We start from the raw sequence: 14,547 nt of genomic DNA on the forward strand, positions 1-14,547 counted from the left end.
CCGGGTGGACGTCACCACCCGGCAGAAGCGATCGGAGATCTACTTCCTACCGCTGTCAGCCTCCTCGAAGGCCTCACGTGGCTCCGGTTCGGGACGCGGTGACCGCCATCGTGGTGTAGGACATCGTGAAGCCGCCCCCGAGCGCGTCGATGGCAGTCCCGACGCCTGCCAGCACCTCGGCCAGCTTGTCCGCCGGAAGCCGGGTGAGGCCACCGGTCGTGGGCAGGAGATCCAGCCATTCATCGCGGGTGTAGCGCTGCTCCCAGTCGAACCGCCACTGCTCCGGGTCGCTGAACCCGCTGTCCGCCTCTCTGATTCCGTCGGCGAACGTGGTGAACATCGCTTGGTAGACGTCCAGGGCCTGCTTCGGCGGCTGACCGTTGAACGGCGAGTCGGGCACCACCCGCCGGTAGGCCGTGGCGAAGGCTTCCGCGACAGCGGCAGGAGGGGCGAAGGCATGCGCGAACACCGCCAGCAGGCCACCGGGCCGCAGCACCCGGGCCGCCTTGACCACGCCCGCGACCGGGTCCACCCAGTGCCAGGCCTGTCCCGCGACGACCGCGTCGAACGACCGGCCGGCCGGATCCCATGCCTCGAACGTCGTCACCTCGACCTCGACCCCGGTGCGCCGCGCGAACTCGGCCATCCGCGCATCCGGATCGACGCCCAGCACCGTGCAGCCGGCAGCCTGGAACTGCCTGGCCTCGATGCCGGTGCCGCAGCCGACGTCGAGGACGTGCGGACCAGGACTGGCTGCGACGATCCGTTCCACCAGGGCGTCGGGATAGCGGGGCCGGGTCCGGTCGTAGCGCTCGGCGTCCACTCCGAACGACTCGGCCATCTGCCGGGCCTTGTGGGGCTCGTTCTCAGAGGGATGTGGCTGTTCCTGCGATAGAATGGGCATGTGCCCACCATAGTGGGCATGTGCCCACTCAGCAATCGGGCAGCCGTTTGCGGTAAGCGTAAGAAGGGGCCTGTGGTGCCGACCGGGGTGCACATTCGCGACGCGCGCCAGCAACTGTTCGACGCAGCCGAGCGCGTCCTGCTCCGCGACGGGGCCCACGCGCTGACCAGCCGCGCCGTCACCGCCGAGGCAGGCGTCGCCAAGGGGGTCCTGCACCGGCACTTCGCCGACTTCGACGACTTCCTCGTCGAGCTCGTGCGAGACCGCATCGCCCGGGTCGACGACCAGGCCGCCGCGCTGCGCGCATCCGCCGGGACGGGCAGCGTCGCCGGCAACCTCACCGGAGCGCTGACAGACCTGTTCGACTCGGTCGCGGTGGCGATCGTCAGTCTCGTCATCTTCCGGGACGAACTGCGCACCCGACTGCGTCGAACCAGGCCGACTCAGGGCATTCCGGTCCTGACGGAAGCCGCGGCCATGATCGCCTCCTACCTCCGCGACGAGCGCGACATGGGCCGCATCGCGGCGGACGCCGACGTCGAGGCGCTCGCACTCTCCCTGATCGGGGCCGGGCACCTGCTGTTCGCCGGCCAGGAAGGCGCCCCACCGGAGATGGAAGCCATCGACAAGGTCGTGACCACGGTCATCGCCGACGTCGTGCAAAGACGGCTGCTGTGACCGCCCCTCCACGCAACCCGGGGTCCCCCGATCACGAGATCGAGCACCTGGCGTGGAGGCCCCCACAAGGCAGAACCCGGCCCACCCCGTCGCGGCCTGCGTGCCACCGGTGTGGAGATCTCGGGCAGCCAGGTAGCTCGCCCCAGGTCAGCGATTCTGGGATCGCCCCACGTAGATGATCGGCTGCGGCCGGTACCGGTGCGGATTCTGTACCGTCCCGGTGCTTGATGCGGGGAGCTGCGCCGGGCCGACATCCAGCTGCAGCTGCTGTCCGGCCCGTGGCAGGGCTCTACGACCCGAGTGGGCGCGGCGCTGTGCGTCTTCTTCGTTCGAGGCTGCCGCGGGCGGCGACATGGACGCCCTGCTCGCCATGCTCGCGCCCGACGTGGTGCTGCACGGGGACGGTGGCGGAGCGCGACGTGGGTTCTCAGCAGGCCTACGCCAAGCGGCTCAAGACGGGGAGGAGCTGTCAGCGGCCGCTCGCTGCCTGCTTGGCCTCCTGGCTGTTCGGCGCGGGCGCCCCTCGGCGTCCGGCCGCGGTCAGCCACAGGCCGGTGAACACGGCGCAGACCAGCGTCACGGCACCCGCTGCGAGGAAGGCGCTGTTGAGGCCGGATCCGAAGGAGGCGCCGCCGGACTCCCGCGTGTGGACGATCGCCCCGAGCACCGCCACGCCGAGCACCGCGCCGATCTGCCGGGTGGTGCTGCTGACGCCTGAGGCCAGGCCGCCCTCCTGGGGGCTGACCGCCTGGATGGCGGCTCCGGTCAGCGGCGACATGGTCAGAGCGAACCCGATGCCGACGACCGTAAGCCGCCACCACACGTTCCCGTAGCCGGTATCGGCGTGGACGAAGCCCAGCGCCAGCAGCCCCAGCCCGGCCAGCGCCAAGCCCGTGCTGACGACGACACGGAAGCCGTACCTGGCCGCCAAGCGGCCCGCGTACGGGCTGACGATCACCATGGCCAGTGAGACGGGCAGGGTCTGCAGCCCAGCGACCAGGATCGAAGCGCCCTGGACGTAGACGAAGAACTGGGAGAAGAAGAACGACGCCCCCATCAGCGCGAACCCGACCACGACCATCGCCGTGTTGGACACCGCGAACAGCCGCTGACGAAACAGTCGCAGCGGCAGCATGGGCGTCGATGCACGACCCTCGACCACGACGAACGCGGCCAGGAGCGCCAGCCCGGCGGCGAAGCTACCCAGGATCACCGGCGAGGTCCAGCCTCGGGAACCGCCCTCGATAAGGCCGAAGGTCACAGCGCCCACGCCCGTGGCGGACAGGACCGTGCCGGGGACGTCGATCGGCGGCGCGCTCGGGTTGCGGGACTCCCCCAGCACGCGCAGCCCGGCCAGCAGCAGGACGACCCCGATGGGCACGTTGACCAGGAAGATGGCGGGCCAGCCGAAGGACTCCACCAGGATCCCGCCCACCAGCGGTCCGACGGCCAGGCCAGTGCCGCTGAACCCGGCCCACAACCCGATCGCTCTGACGCGCTCTCTCGGGGCGGGACACGCGGCGGTGAGCAGCGCCAGTGAGGCGGGGCTCAGCGCCGCGGCTCCGACGCCCTGCAGTACCCGTCCGGCGATCAACCAGCCGATCGAGGGCGCGAGCGAACACACCACCGACGCGGCCGTGAACACCACCACCCCGGCCAGGAACACCCGCCTGCGGCCGAACCGGTCGGCGAAGACGCCGCCCGACAGCAACAGCATGGCCACCAGCAGCACGTAGGCGTCGACGATCCACTGCAGGCCGGTCAGCCCGGTGTGGAGCCGCTGCTGCATGTCCGGCAGGGCGGCACCGACGATCGTGTTGTCGAGCAGCACCATGAACTGACCTGCGCAGGTCAGAGCGAGCAACGCTTTCACGAACTTCCCTCCTAAAAGCAGTTCACGACTGCGTTAACGTAGACCCGTGGAGGCTCTAACGCAAGCCACAACTGCTTTAAGGTGAGGGGCATGGATGAGCAGGGGCGGGCCAGGCGGCCCGGCGGGCGCAGCGCCCGGGTCCGCGCGGCAGTGCACCAGGCCGTTACCGACCTGGTGAGGGAGCGCGGCTACGGAAACTTCACAGTCGGCGACATCGCGGCCCGCGCGGGCGTGGCCGACACCAGCCTCTACCGCCGGTGGGGCAACCTCCAGGCCCTGCTCGGCGATGTGCTACTGACCCGGCTCAACGCGCGGTCGCCGATGCCTGACACCGGCAGCCTGGCCGGCGACCTGCGGACCCACGCCGCCAACGTGGCCCGCGAGGTCACCGGACCCGACGGCCTGGCGCTGGTGCGGCTGACCCTCGCGCTGTCAGGCGAGGGTCAGCAGGGCCTTCAGGCGCGCGACGAGCTCCTGGCCGACCGCACCAGGCAGTTGCAGGCCATGCTCGACCGCGCCCGCCGCCGCGGCGAGGACCCGCCTGACGTACTGGAGGTGCTGGACCATCTCGTGGCGCCGATCTACATGCGCGTCCTGTTCGGCGCGGGCCCGCTCACCCCTGACTACCTCGACGGATTGGTCGATCGGTTGCTCGCCTGATCCAGTCCTTCGCGCTTCGGAACAGCCGGTGCCCGTCGACCGTCGTCGGCGAGCGCAACCTGGCGGATGACGGAGGCGCACCGCATGGATCCGGTCATCGCCGAGCTGACCGCGACGCCGGTGCGCGCGTTCCTGGCCGGGCTCGCCGAACTGTCGCCGGCCAGCCGCAACGGACTAGGCCTGAACGTGGCCTCGGCACTTTGCGCCCGATCAACGCGCCGACCGGCGAACAGCGACCTCGAAGACGCCGTCAGCCATCTCCCCGCCGATCAGTAGGGCCACCGCGATGGAAGGCGTCTTCGCGCCACTCCGCGTCAGGCGTCACTCGTGTCCTGGGTGCCGACGAAACGCAGGTGGCCGTGCAGGAAGGTGTGGACGCCCGCGGTGACCGTCTCGTCGATCATGTCGGCGGACAGGCTGGCGTGAACCGTCGGCAACCCCGCCGAGACCAGCAGGAGCAGGTGGAGCGCCGCACGGTCGGGGTCGTCGATGCGGAGCACCCCTTGCTTCGCCAGCCGCTGCAGATGGCCGGCCAGCTCGCGGCGGACCCGCCGTGGCCCGGTCTCCTGCCAGGCGTCGACCGCCTCCTGGGGGATGTGGCCCGCTTCGGCGTTGATCTGCCTGACCAGGGAGAAGTGGGCGGCGCTGTCGGGCCTCGGTGTCACCCAGTCCCGGCCGAACTCGATGAGGTCGGCCTCCACGTCGGTGACCTTGTGCAGGTGGCGGTCGATGATCGCGATTTGGGCGTCGGCGGCCTGTCTGGCGCTTTCCTGGATCACGGCGAGGAACAGTTCGGCCTTGTCGGCGAAGTGGTTGTAGATGGTCCGGGTGGACACCCCCGCCTCGGCCGAGATCGCGTCGATGCTGGCGCGGGTGTAACCGTCGCGGGCGAACACCGTGAGGGCGCCGTCCAGGATCGCCTGCCGCTTGCCGGTCAGCCCTCGGCGCGGCCGGGGCGTTGTGCCGTCTTCCTTGGTCATCCCAGGTCCTCCGACAGAAATGCAATGAACGTTGTACTTTTTGCCATGCACGTTGTACTTTACCTCGTGCCGCACCCCGGCGGCACCGTCGCGAGGAGTACACGCATGATCAAGATCGCCATTGTCATCGGCAGCACCCGCCCTCGACGCAGGACCGCGGTAGCGGCCCGCTGGGTCGGCGAAGTCGCCGCCCGCCACCCGGCCGTCATCGCGGAAGAGGCCGCCTTCGAGGTCGTCGACCTGGCCGAATACGGCCTGTCCGTACTGGATGAGCCGCTGCCCGCCCTGTTCGGCGACTACCACCACCCGCACACCCACCGGTGGGCCGAGACCATCGCCTCCTTCGACGGGTTCGTGTTCGTCACCCCCGAGTACAACCACTCGGCCCCGGCGGCGTTGAAGAACGCCATCGACTTCCTGTTCGCCGAGTGGAACAACAAGGTCGCCGGGTTCGTCAGCCACGGCGTCCATGGCGGCGTACGCGCCGTTGAACATCTGCGGCAGGTCATGACCGAACTACAGGTCGCGAACGTGCGCACCCAGGTCGCGCTGTCGGCCTTCACCGATTTCGAGATCACCGATCCGGCCGAGCCCGGCACCATCGCGCCCGGCCCGCACCAGGAGCCGACCCTGAACGAGTTGCTGGACGAGGTCATCGCCTGGTCCCGGGCACTGAGGCCGCTGCGTCAGCAAGCCGGTCAGGCGGTGGGCGCATGAGCATGCGCTACCGGCTGCTGGGCCGTACCGGATTGCGGGTCTCCGAGGTCTTCCTCGGCGCGATGACCTTCGGTGACGAAGAGATCGGTGCCTCGCCCCAGGAGGCTCGTCGCATCCTGGACCTGTACGGCGAGGCCGGCGGCAACCTCATCGACACCGCCGACTTCTACTCGGGCGGGCGGAGCGAGACCATCCTCGGCGAACTGCTGACCGGTCGCCGCGACCGGTTCGTCCTGGCCAGCAAGTACACCGTCTCGCGCGACGGCAGTGATCCCAACGCCGCGGGCAGCCACCGCAAGAACCTCATCCTGTCCCTGGAAGCCAGCCTGCGCCGGCTGCGTACCGACTGGCTCGACCTGTACTGGGTCAATCTGTGGGACCGGCACACCCCGATCGAGGAGACCATGCGGGCGCTGGACGACGCCGTGCGCGCCGGGAAGATCCTCTACATCGGCATGTCCGACGCCCCGGCCTGGGTGGTCGCGCAGGCCAACACCCTGGCCGACTGGCGCGGCTGGACCCCGTTCGCGGCCCTGCAGGCTCCTTACAGCCTGCTCAACCGCGACATCGAACGCGAACTGCTGCCCATGGCCGAGACCCTCGGCCTGACCGTCGCCGCCTGGGGACCGCTTGCCCACGGCGTCCTGTCGGGCACGTTCACCTCCGCGAACGGGCCGCGAGAGAGCACGCGGGTCAGCCCGCGCTCTCTCGGAGCCCGCGAGCACGCCGTCGCCCAGGCGGTGCGGGAGGTCGCAGACGAGATCGGCGCCACCTCCGCCCAGGTGGCCGTCGCCTGGACCCGGGCGCGATCCCGCGCCGTGCATCCGATCCTGGGCGCCAGGAGCGCGGCGCAACTCCAGGACACCCTCGGCGCCCTGGACCTCACCCTGCCCGAACAGGCCGTACGACGCCTGGAGGCGGCCACCGGCTTCACCCTCGGCTTTCCCGGCGACTTCCTCTCCCAGGCCGGCCAGGCGGTGTTCGGCGAGGCCTCGGCCAGGCTCGATGGAAGACCCCTGCCATGAGCGGGGAACGCATGCCCGCGGCCGTCAACGCCTGGCTCACCGTGCCGCCCGCCATCACCGCCCCGTGGCTCCTCGGCCCGCTGGCCACCATCGGTACCGGCCTCGTGCTGGGAGCCGGCCTCGCCGCCATGTGACGCCAGGCCGCCGCTCATCGAGGCGGGCGTTGTCTGGTCACGATGCCCAGATGCGACAAAGCTGATTACATGATTACAGATCGCCTGATATGTTCCTACGCGAGATCGATATCAGCCAAGGGCGGGATCCAATGATCGTCGAGTACATCCGCTACCGCATCCCCGGCGAACGCTCGGCGGAATTCGAGGAGGCCTATCGCAGGGCGTCCCGCTTTCTGGCCGGTGCGCCGCAGTGCGTGAACTATGAGCTCAGCCGCTGCGTGGACGAGCCCGCCTGTCACATCCTGCGGATCACCTGGACCTCGACCGAGGACCACCTGGAGGGGTTCAGAGGCGGGGAGCTCTTCCCCGGGTTCCTGGCAGAGATCAAGCCCTATGTCGGGATGATCGAGGAGATGCGCCACTACGAGCCGACCGGGGTGCGCGGCGACGGCGGCTCGGTCCCCACCCTGTACACGTGGATGGGCGGGACCGAGGCCCTGGAACGGCTCACCGAGCGGTTCTACGAAACGGTCAAGGCCGACGAACTGATCGGGCCGCTGTTCGCACACATGGACCCGGCCCACCCTCGCTACGTGGCCATGTGGCTGGCGGAGGTCTTCGGCGGCCCGGCGCGCTACACCGGCGAGCGCGGCGGCTACCCGCACATGCTCGGCATGCACCGCAACAGAGCCATCACCGAAGCCCAGCGCCGCCGCTGGGTGAACCTCCTGGCCGACGCCGCCGACGCGGTCGGCCTGCCGGACGACCCGGAGTTCCGCGCCGCGTTCATGGGCTACATCGAATGGGGCACCCGCCTGGCCCTGGCCAACTCCCAGCCAGGCGCCACCCCCGTGGAGCAGGCCCCGGTGCCGCACTGGGGCTGGGGCGTCGCCCCGCCGTACCAGGGCTGAGACTCCTCGTCAGAAAGGACGGCCATGGCCGGCATCCTCCGAGCGCGCGAACACGACGCCAAGGTCGTGCCCATCGAGCTCTTCTTCGACCTCGTCTACGTCTTCGCCATCACCCAGCTGTCCCACCTGCTCCTGGGCCACCTCGGGCCGGCCGGAGCGGCGCAGACGCTGCTGCTGACACTGGCGGTCTGGTGGGCCTGGATGTACGCCACCTGGACCACCAACTACTGCGATCCCGACCATCCCGCCATGCGGCTGACACTGGCGGGCATGATGCTGGCCGGATTGGCCATGGCAGCAGCCGTGCCGCAGGCGTTCGGCGCCCGCGCCCTGTGGTTCGCCGCAGCCTACGTCGCCCTCCAGGTGGGGCGCTCGGCGGTGGTCGCGATCGCGGCGCGCAACACCCCGAACGGGCACCTGTTCCGGCTCATCCTCATCTGGCACACGGTCGCCGCGCTGCTGTGGATCGGCGGCGCGCTGGCCGGCGGCACCGTCCAGGTGGCACTCTGGGTGGCGGCGCTGGCCGCAGAGTACGCCGCGCCCTGGCACGGCTACCGGCTGCCGTTCCTGCGCCGCTCCAGCACCGCCCAGTGGACCATCGACGGCGCCCACATGGCCGAGCGCTGCCAGCTCTTCGTGATCCTCGCCCTCGGCGAATCCATCCTGATCATCGGACTGACGCTGGCCGACGGCGATCACCTCTCGGCGGCCACCGTGGCCGCGTTCGCCGTGGCCTTCCTCACCAGCATGGCCATGTGGTGGGTGTACTTCGACAGAACCGCCGAGGCCGCCGCCGAGAAGATCGCCGCCTCGGCCGACCCGGGACGGCTGGGCCGTTCGGCCTACACCTACGGCCACATCCCCATCGTGGCCGGCATCATCGTCACCGCCGTCGGCGACGAGCTGGCCATCGCCCACCCGCTCGCCGCCACCACGGCGGGCACCGTGCTCACCGTCCTGGGCGGGCCGATCCTGTTCCTGGCCGGGCATGCGGCCTTCCATCGAGCCGTCTTCGGCGACCTGCCGACAGGCAAGTTCACCGCCATCGCCGTCCTTGCCGCGACCGGGCTGGCCGCTCTCCTCGTCCCCTCACTCCTGCCGCCTCTCGCCCTGGCGATCATGGCCGCGGTCGTCGTCGGCGCCGTCGCTCTCCAGGACCGCCGCCCACCGGCCCGCGGAGCGGTCATGCCCGGCTGAACACGCTCTGCCCCGACCGGCCTGCCCCGGCTTTCCGCAGGCCGGCCGGGGCAGAGATTCCCTCCGGTCCCACCGCGCGTCCTGACCCGGACGGGCGGGGCGGTCTCCAGCGGGTGCCGGGGTGCTCGTTCGGCGGGAAGATCGGATAGAAGACGTGCTCGCTCCTTCCCTCCCGGATGATGAGCGTGCGGCGCCGGAAGAAGCGCTTGCCACCGGCCTGGAAGGTCGGCAGCCCCAGGGTCTCGGCCAGCCGGAAGCCGGTGTCGGCGAGCATGGCGTACGGCAGCCGCAGTCGTTCCGCTGAGTGCACTGTCACCGACACCGAACGGCTGACCCGGAGGCGGACCCCGCACCCAACATCCTCAGGACACTTCTAGTCGGCGGCGGGCTGGCCGGCGGATTCGCGGGCGAGGGCGACGATCCGCTCCAGGGCCGCCGCATGCCGCTGGAAGGCCAGCCGTCCCTGCGGGGTGAGCTGCACGTACGTCCGTCGCGCCCGCTTGTCCTGGTCCTTGCGGACGGTGACGTATCCGGCGGCGGCCAGTGCGGAGACCTGCTTGGACAGCGCCGAGTCGCTGGTGCCGACCGAGTCTCTGAGAAAGCCGAAGTCCACCCACTCGGCCGGCGCCAGCAGCGCCACGACCGACAGACGCGCCGGGACGTGCAGGAACTCGTCGAAGAGTGGATCCATCAGGCGGCCCCGCCGCCCTGCTGGACGATCGACTTCATGATGGAGCGGTTCACGGGCATGGCCGCGACGTACACCACGGCCGCCACGATCGCGCCTGCGGCGGCCTGTGACAGCAGCCCCTGAGCCGGCAGGTCGAACAGCGCGAAGGCGGCGATCCGCCCGATGCCGAAGGCCACCATGATGCAGGCCACCAGCCCGAGGTGGAACAGGGTCTCCTGGCGGGTGACCCTCCGGCGGACCGAGGCGCGGTGCTCGTAGACGATCCCCACACCCGCGTACAGAGCCCACCCGATCGCCGGGCCGACGAAGTACCAGGGGCGAGGGAGGTCGATGGCCGCGAGGGCGACGAAGATGCCGAGCGCGGAGATGACCACGCGCGGGGTCGCGAAGCTCTGGCGGACGATCTGCTCCCGGGTCCTGTCCTGGAGGCGGTGGATGTCGTCGAGCGAAGCCTGGGCGTCGTGCTGGTTCATGGGCATCCCCCGGAGTCGACTACTACTTTCCTGCGAGGAAAGTACCATCTGTTTTCCTTACAGGAAAGTGGTCGACGCTGGACCGGTGACGGCGTTGCACGCGGACGACCGGGCGCGGTGGCGGCATCGCCTCTGACCCACATCAACCACTCTCCCTGCGACCTGGCCGCCCCCCTGCGCCGACCCGGCCACCCGCCCGCTTCCGCATGCCCCCCAGGCGGGACCCTCCCGGACCGAACGGTGGTCAACCGGAGAGCGAGCCCCAGGCGGTGATGCGCCTCCACCGCGTCAGCACCAGCGCTCGACCCACGTCGCCAAGGAAGAAGAACCGCCTGTGCTCCCACGACGCGCGGTCAACGCGACCGCAGCTCCGCCGCCACCGCCCGCTCCCGCAGCCCGGCCGCCTCGGCCCGCGCGGCGTCGAGCTGAGCCCGTACGTCATCAAGACGCGCCCGCTCCAGCCGCAACTCCAGCCGCAGCTCGTCACACTCGCCGGCCAACGCGTCAGCCCGTGCTCGTTCGGCGGCCACGGCCTCGGCCGCCTGCGCGGCCTCACGTGAGCCGGCCTCGGCGGCCTGCCGCTCAAGGGCCGAGAGCCGCTCGAGCAGCGCAGCCAGCTCGTGGGCCGTCCTCTCCTGCTCCTGCCTGGCCTGCGCCACCTCCGCCTCGGCGACCTCACGTGCCAGCCGAACCTGCTCGGCCGCGTTCTCGCGGGCCTGCTCGGCCTCGTTGAGCGCCACCGCGCGGTCCCGTTCGGCCTCCGCCGCCGTACGGGCCGCGCTCTCGGCACGGGCGACCGCCCGGTCACGTTCCTGGGCGGCCGCCTCCGCCCTGGCCTGCGCGGCCGCCACATCGCGCTCGGCCTCCTGCAGGGCGCGTACGGCTCCAGCCACCTCCTCACGCGCTCGCTCGCTCTCGCCACGCGCCCGCTCGGCCTCCTCGGCGGCCTGCGTGGCCCGCTCCTGCGCCTCCCGGACCTGCGCCTCGGCCTCTTCCACCCGCTCGGCGAGCTCCCGAGCCGCCTGGTTCCTCGCCGCCTCCGCCTGTTCGGCCCGCCGTGCCGCGTCGTCCGCGCGGCGTTCGGCCAGCTTGGCCCGCCGGGCTGCCTCCTCGGCGTTCTGCAGCGCCTGCCGCTCGGTGCTCGCGGCCTCGCGCAGCGCGGCCAGCGCCTGCTCGCGCGCCCGTTCGGCGTCGCTCAACGCGTCGTCCCGCTCCGCCTGCGCCTCGTCGACCCGCAGCCGCATCTCAGCGGCCTCCCTGCGCGCGTGCTCGGCGGCCTCGCGCGCCAGCCGTACCTGCTCGAAAGCCTGTTCCCGCTCGGTACGCGCGATCGCCACGCGGGTGTGCGCCTCCGCCTGAACCGCGCTCAGCTTGGCCTCCACCCCGGCCGGACTCAGCTCCTCGGCCAGCGCACGAGCGAGCGGCTCGATGGCGGCGGCGAGGCCGGTCTCCATCCGCTCGTACAGTTGCTCAGCTCTGGCGAGCGCCCCTTCCAGCCCCGGGGTCGCGCGGCGCATCTCCCGCTCCCGCTTCGCCGCCGCCTGACAGTCCCCTTCGGGGCAGTACGCCTTCGGCCGCCCCCTCCCCCGCCGCTGCTCGATCGGCGCCCCACAGTGCTTACACGGCGTCACCACAACCGTCTCTTCCGTCACACCTCGAGGATACCATTTCTGATTTTCCAGAAAATCAAAATCAGAAAACACGGTCTGTTGCACCGCCCGCCACCTCGCTCAACTTGCGAGAAGGCTGAATTCCCGCAAGTTTCCGCACCTACGCCGGCCAGGATTGCCGCTCTGTGCGGGGATCGCCTGCGGATTGCCACGGTGGTCCTGAGGTAATGCCACTTCATGTCAGCAAGGGATCTGCAGGCTGGAAACGTGTCGAGAATCCCGTTCCCCCAGCTCAGGGCATACTGAACTGCGCTGGGATTGATGGAGGCTTCATCGGTTGGAAAGGATGGAGTCCATGTCAGGTCGATCCAGTTCCCCACACCCCGCCCAGCGTCGTTATCCACCGGAGCTGAAGGAACGGGCAGTGCGGATGGTGCAGGAGGCCATCCAGCAGTCCGGGGAGTCGTTCGGCGTGATCACCCGCGTCGCCCGTCAGCTCGGCATTGGATCCGAATCGCTGCGCAACTGGGTCAGGCAGGCAGAGGTCGACAGCGGTCAGCGGCCCGGTACCAGCACCGATGAGGCCAAGCGGATCGCCGAGTTGGAGCGTGAGGTCCGCGAGCTGCGCCGGGCCAACGAGATCCTGAAGGCGGCGTCGGCTTTTTTCGCCAGAGAACTCGACCCTCGACCGCCGAGATGAATGCCTTCATCGACGCCCACCGCGACCGCTTCGGCGTCGCGCCGATCTGCCGGGTCCTGCAGGTCGCGACATCGACGTACTACGCGGCCCGTAACCGTCCACCATCGGCGCGGGCGGTGCGCGATGAGCACCTCAAGAAGGAGATCAGCCGTATCTACCAGGACAACTACTCCTGTTACGGCGCCCGCAAGATCTACCACCAACTCCGCCGCGAGGGCCTGCTTGTCGCCAGGTGCACCATCCAGCGGCTGATGGGCGAGCCGGGCATCGCCGGACTGGTCCGCGGCACAGCCTGGCGCACTACTATCACCGGCGACCAGGCCGAGCGGCCGGCGGATCTGGTCCGGCGCGACTTCCACGCTGCGGCGCCGAACCGGCTGTGGGTCGCCGACCTCACCTATATCCGTACCTGGTCGGGGTGGGTGTACGCGGCGTTCGTCATCGACGTCTACTCTCGGATGGTCGTGGGCCGGCAGACCGCCACCCATCTCCGCACCGACCTGGCGTTGGACGCCTTGGAGATGGCCATCTGGCGTCGCGGCCACGACGCCGGCGCCGACCTGTCGGAGCTGGTTCATCACTCCGACCGCGGAGTGCAATATCTATCGATTCGCTACACCGAGCGCCTGTCCGACGCCGGCGCGGTCGCCTCCGTCGGCAGCCGCGGCGATTCCTACGACAACGCCCTGGCTGAGTCGTTCAACGGGTTGTCCAAGGCGGAGCTGATCCGCCGCTACGGGCCGTGGAAAGGCCTGGACGATGTCGAGCTGGCCACGCTGGAGTACCTCGACTGGTACAACCATCGCCGGCTGCACACCGCCTGCGGCGACATCCCACCCGCAGAGTACGAAGCGATCCACTACCGTCACCAACAAGCCGCAGCGACCGCGGCAGAAACCAAGTAGCCGAGTCTCCACGAAACCCGGCGCAGTTCACAAGGCTGGCGTGCCCATCACCCGGTGGAACGAGAGGTACGCGCCGAAGATCCGTGAGGATGTCGCGGCGGTGCACACCGAACTTCTGCTTAACATCGGCCGCCTCGCAGGGGCCCGCGGATGACGGCGGCCAAGGAAGATCTCATGAGCAAGAAGCGCAAGGGATTCGACGATCTCATCGCTCGCCGCGAGGAACTGGGCGACGTCTCCCCACCCTGGGTTACTGAGTCAGTTGAAGAACCCCATCCCCAGGAGCTGGTTGTCCAGACAGCGTCGACAGCTGCCACCGCAACGTCTCTGCCCAACCCCGACACAGTTCCGGCTCCGTACTCGAACGAGGCCGCCGGCGAGCTGAGCGAGCAAGAACGGGCGGACCTAGCCACATGCGAGGCCGCTTTGGATGGCCTACGCCTGGCCTGGTGGGCGGCCGGTAAAGCCCTGCAGACCATCAGGGACGCTCGACTCTACAGAGCGGACTATCCCTCCTTTGAGGAGTACTGCACCGACCGATGGGACATGTCCCGTCGCCAAGCGGACCGACTCATCGCGGCCTGGCCTCTCGCCGAGCAACTGAGACCAATTGGTCTCGCCACGATCAATGAGGGACAGGTCCGAGAGCTCCTCCCGGTAGCCGAGCGTCACGGCCAGGATGCGGCCGTTACGGTCTACCGGACCGTCCTCGAGGCAGACGGCGTGAAGGTGACGGCGGCCCTGCTAAAGGGTGCTGCTGGCGTCATCGCAAACAGTGAGCAGTTTGACCCCGTCCAAGCAGCTGCGCAGATACGTGCCTATCTCACCGGTGAGGCCAAGCCTGGAGCGCCTACAGATCCAGGTGAGGCATTCACCGCCGAAACGGAACGCTTGCGCGCCGTGCTCACCAGAACGGTCAAACGCCCGGCCTTCCTGACCTACGCGCGCACGCATCCTGAGCAGGCTCGCGCGGTCGTGGCCGAGCTGCGTGCGCTGCTGGACGACATTGAGCAGGCGGCTACCGCGGCCGAGGGACCAGAGTGACGGTCTAGACGAGTAAGTCCTAAGTCGCTGTGGTGTGAAGTGCGGGAAGGGCGAAGGGTGTTG

General features: G+C 69.7%; 17 protein-coding genes and 1 other annotated feature. Of the genes, 10 read left to right on the forward strand and 7 right to left on the reverse strand.

Annotated features, from left to right (window positions below; translation table 11 throughout):
- Positions 1–73 precede the first annotated feature (73 nt).
- Positions 74–904 carry a class I SAM-dependent methyltransferase gene (locus CXR44_RS37195; RefSeq protein ID WP_101790844.1) on the reverse strand — a complete coding sequence of 277 codons (831 nt, stop codon included), beginning with the start codon at positions 902–904 and terminating at the stop codon, positions 74–76.
- A 75-nt stretch (positions 905–979) separates the two neighbouring features.
- Here CXR44_RS37195 and CXR44_RS37200 point away from each other — a divergent pair, with 75 nt between their 5' ends.
- On the forward strand, positions 980–1,582 hold the full coding sequence (locus CXR44_RS37200) for a TetR/AcrR family transcriptional regulator (RefSeq protein WP_101790877.1): 603 nt from the start codon (positions 980–982) through the stop codon (positions 1,580–1,582).
- A gap of 469 nt (positions 1,583–2,051) precedes the next feature.
- Here the strand turns inward: CXR44_RS37200 and CXR44_RS37210 are convergent, their stop codons facing one another.
- Positions 2,052–3,455 carry an MFS transporter gene (locus CXR44_RS37210; RefSeq protein WP_219602236.1) on the reverse strand — a complete coding sequence of 468 codons (1,404 nt, stop codon included), beginning with the start codon at positions 3,453–3,455 and terminating at the stop codon, positions 2,052–2,054.
- A gap of 90 nt (positions 3,456–3,545) precedes the next feature.
- On the opposite strand from CXR44_RS37210, the gene CXR44_RS37215 reads away from it, so the two are divergent.
- On the forward strand, positions 3,546–4,115 hold the full coding sequence (locus CXR44_RS37215; protein ID WP_101790845.1) for a TetR/AcrR family transcriptional regulator: 570 nt from the start codon (positions 3,546–3,548) through the stop codon (positions 4,113–4,115).
- An 84-nt stretch (positions 4,116–4,199) separates the two neighbouring features.
- A complete protein-coding gene (locus CXR44_RS37220; RefSeq protein WP_144070223.1) occupies positions 4,200–4,391 on the forward strand; it encodes a hypothetical protein in 192 nt (63 codons plus the stop codon).
- 38 nt (positions 4,392–4,429) lie between these two features.
- On the opposite strand, the gene CXR44_RS37225 is transcribed toward CXR44_RS37220, so the two are convergent.
- Entirely contained in the window at positions 4,430–5,095 is a 666-nt protein-coding gene (locus tag CXR44_RS37225; protein ID WP_101790847.1) for a TetR/AcrR family transcriptional regulator, read from the reverse strand.
- A gap of 105 nt (positions 5,096–5,200) precedes the next feature.
- Between CXR44_RS37225 and CXR44_RS37230 the strand changes: the two genes are divergently transcribed.
- From CXR44_RS37230 to CXR44_RS37245, 5 genes are all read left to right on the forward strand, one after another.
- A complete protein-coding gene (locus CXR44_RS37230; protein WP_101790848.1) occupies positions 5,201–5,812 on the forward strand; it encodes an NADPH-dependent FMN reductase in 612 nt (203 codons plus the stop codon).
- A gap of 2 nt (positions 5,813–5,814) precedes the next feature.
- Complete coding sequence (locus tag CXR44_RS37235; protein WP_101790849.1) at positions 5,815–6,837, forward strand: aldo/keto reductase; 1,023 nt, start codon at positions 5,815–5,817, stop codon at positions 6,835–6,837.
- Positions 6,834–6,971 carry a hypothetical protein gene (locus CXR44_RS39895; protein ID WP_180903886.1) on the forward strand — a complete coding sequence of 46 codons (138 nt, stop codon included), beginning with the start codon at positions 6,834–6,836 and terminating at the stop codon, positions 6,969–6,971. Before CXR44_RS37235 ends, CXR44_RS39895 begins: the two co-directional genes overlap by 4 nt.
- Positions 6,972–7,102: 131 nt before the next feature.
- Positions 7,103–7,864 carry a globin domain-containing protein gene (locus tag CXR44_RS37240; protein WP_101790850.1) on the forward strand — a complete coding sequence of 254 codons (762 nt, stop codon included), beginning with the start codon at positions 7,103–7,105 and terminating at the stop codon, positions 7,862–7,864.
- Positions 7,865–7,888: 24 nt separating this feature from the next.
- Complete coding sequence (locus CXR44_RS37245) at positions 7,889–9,061, forward strand: low temperature requirement protein A (RefSeq protein WP_101790851.1); 1,173 nt, start codon at positions 7,889–7,891, stop codon at positions 9,059–9,061.
- Here the strand turns inward: CXR44_RS37245 and CXR44_RS37250 are convergent.
- The 4 genes from CXR44_RS37250 to CXR44_RS37265 form a co-directional block, all read right to left on the reverse strand.
- Positions 9,048–9,377, reverse strand: coding sequence for a thioredoxin domain-containing protein (locus CXR44_RS37250; protein WP_144070224.1), 330 nt, complete (start codon positions 9,375–9,377; stop codon positions 9,048–9,050). The two genes, CXR44_RS37245 and CXR44_RS37250, sit on opposite strands and share 14 nt — an antisense overlap.
- Before the next feature lie 57 nt (positions 9,378–9,434).
- Positions 9,435–9,752 carry a winged helix-turn-helix domain-containing protein gene (locus tag CXR44_RS37255; protein ID WP_101790853.1) on the reverse strand — a complete coding sequence of 106 codons (318 nt, stop codon included), beginning with the start codon at positions 9,750–9,752 and terminating at the stop codon, positions 9,435–9,437.
- The gene (locus tag CXR44_RS37260) at positions 9,752–10,225 is read right to left on the reverse strand and encodes a hypothetical protein (RefSeq protein WP_101790854.1); all 474 of its coding nucleotides are present in this window, start codon (positions 10,223–10,225) and stop codon (positions 9,752–9,754) included. The genes CXR44_RS37255 and CXR44_RS37260 overlap by 1 nt, the downstream gene beginning before the upstream one ends.
- A gap of 353 nt (positions 10,226–10,578) precedes the next feature.
- On the reverse strand, positions 10,579–11,742 hold the full coding sequence (locus CXR44_RS37265; RefSeq protein WP_245899902.1) for a coiled-coil domain-containing protein: 1,164 nt from the start codon (positions 11,740–11,742) through the stop codon (positions 10,579–10,581).
- Positions 11,743–12,190: 448 nt separating this feature from the next.
- Between CXR44_RS37265 and CXR44_RS37270 the strand changes: the two genes are divergently transcribed.
- Positions 12,191–13,440, forward strand: a protein-coding gene (locus tag CXR44_RS37270; RefSeq protein ID WP_425437463.1) for an IS3 family transposase whose coding sequence is annotated in 2 segments (ribosomal slippage) — positions 12,191–12,500 and positions 12,500–13,440 — 1,251 coding nt in all. Because the reading frame shifts where the segments join, the coding sequence is not laid out codon by codon here.
- Positions 12,493–12,606 (forward strand) — a sequence feature (AL1L pseudoknot). (Overlaps the previous gene by 114 nt.)
- A gap of 174 nt (positions 13,441–13,614) precedes the next feature.
- Entirely contained in the window at positions 13,615–14,484 is an 870-nt protein-coding gene (locus CXR44_RS37275; protein WP_101790856.1) for a hypothetical protein, read from the forward strand.
- The last annotated feature ends 63 nt before the right edge of the window (positions 14,485–14,547 follow it).

The sequence above is a fragment of the Nonomuraea indica genome, from assembly GCF_002850745.1.
GTDB classification, from domain to species: Bacteria; Actinomycetota; Actinomycetes; order Streptosporangiales; family Streptosporangiaceae; genus Nonomuraea; species Nonomuraea indica.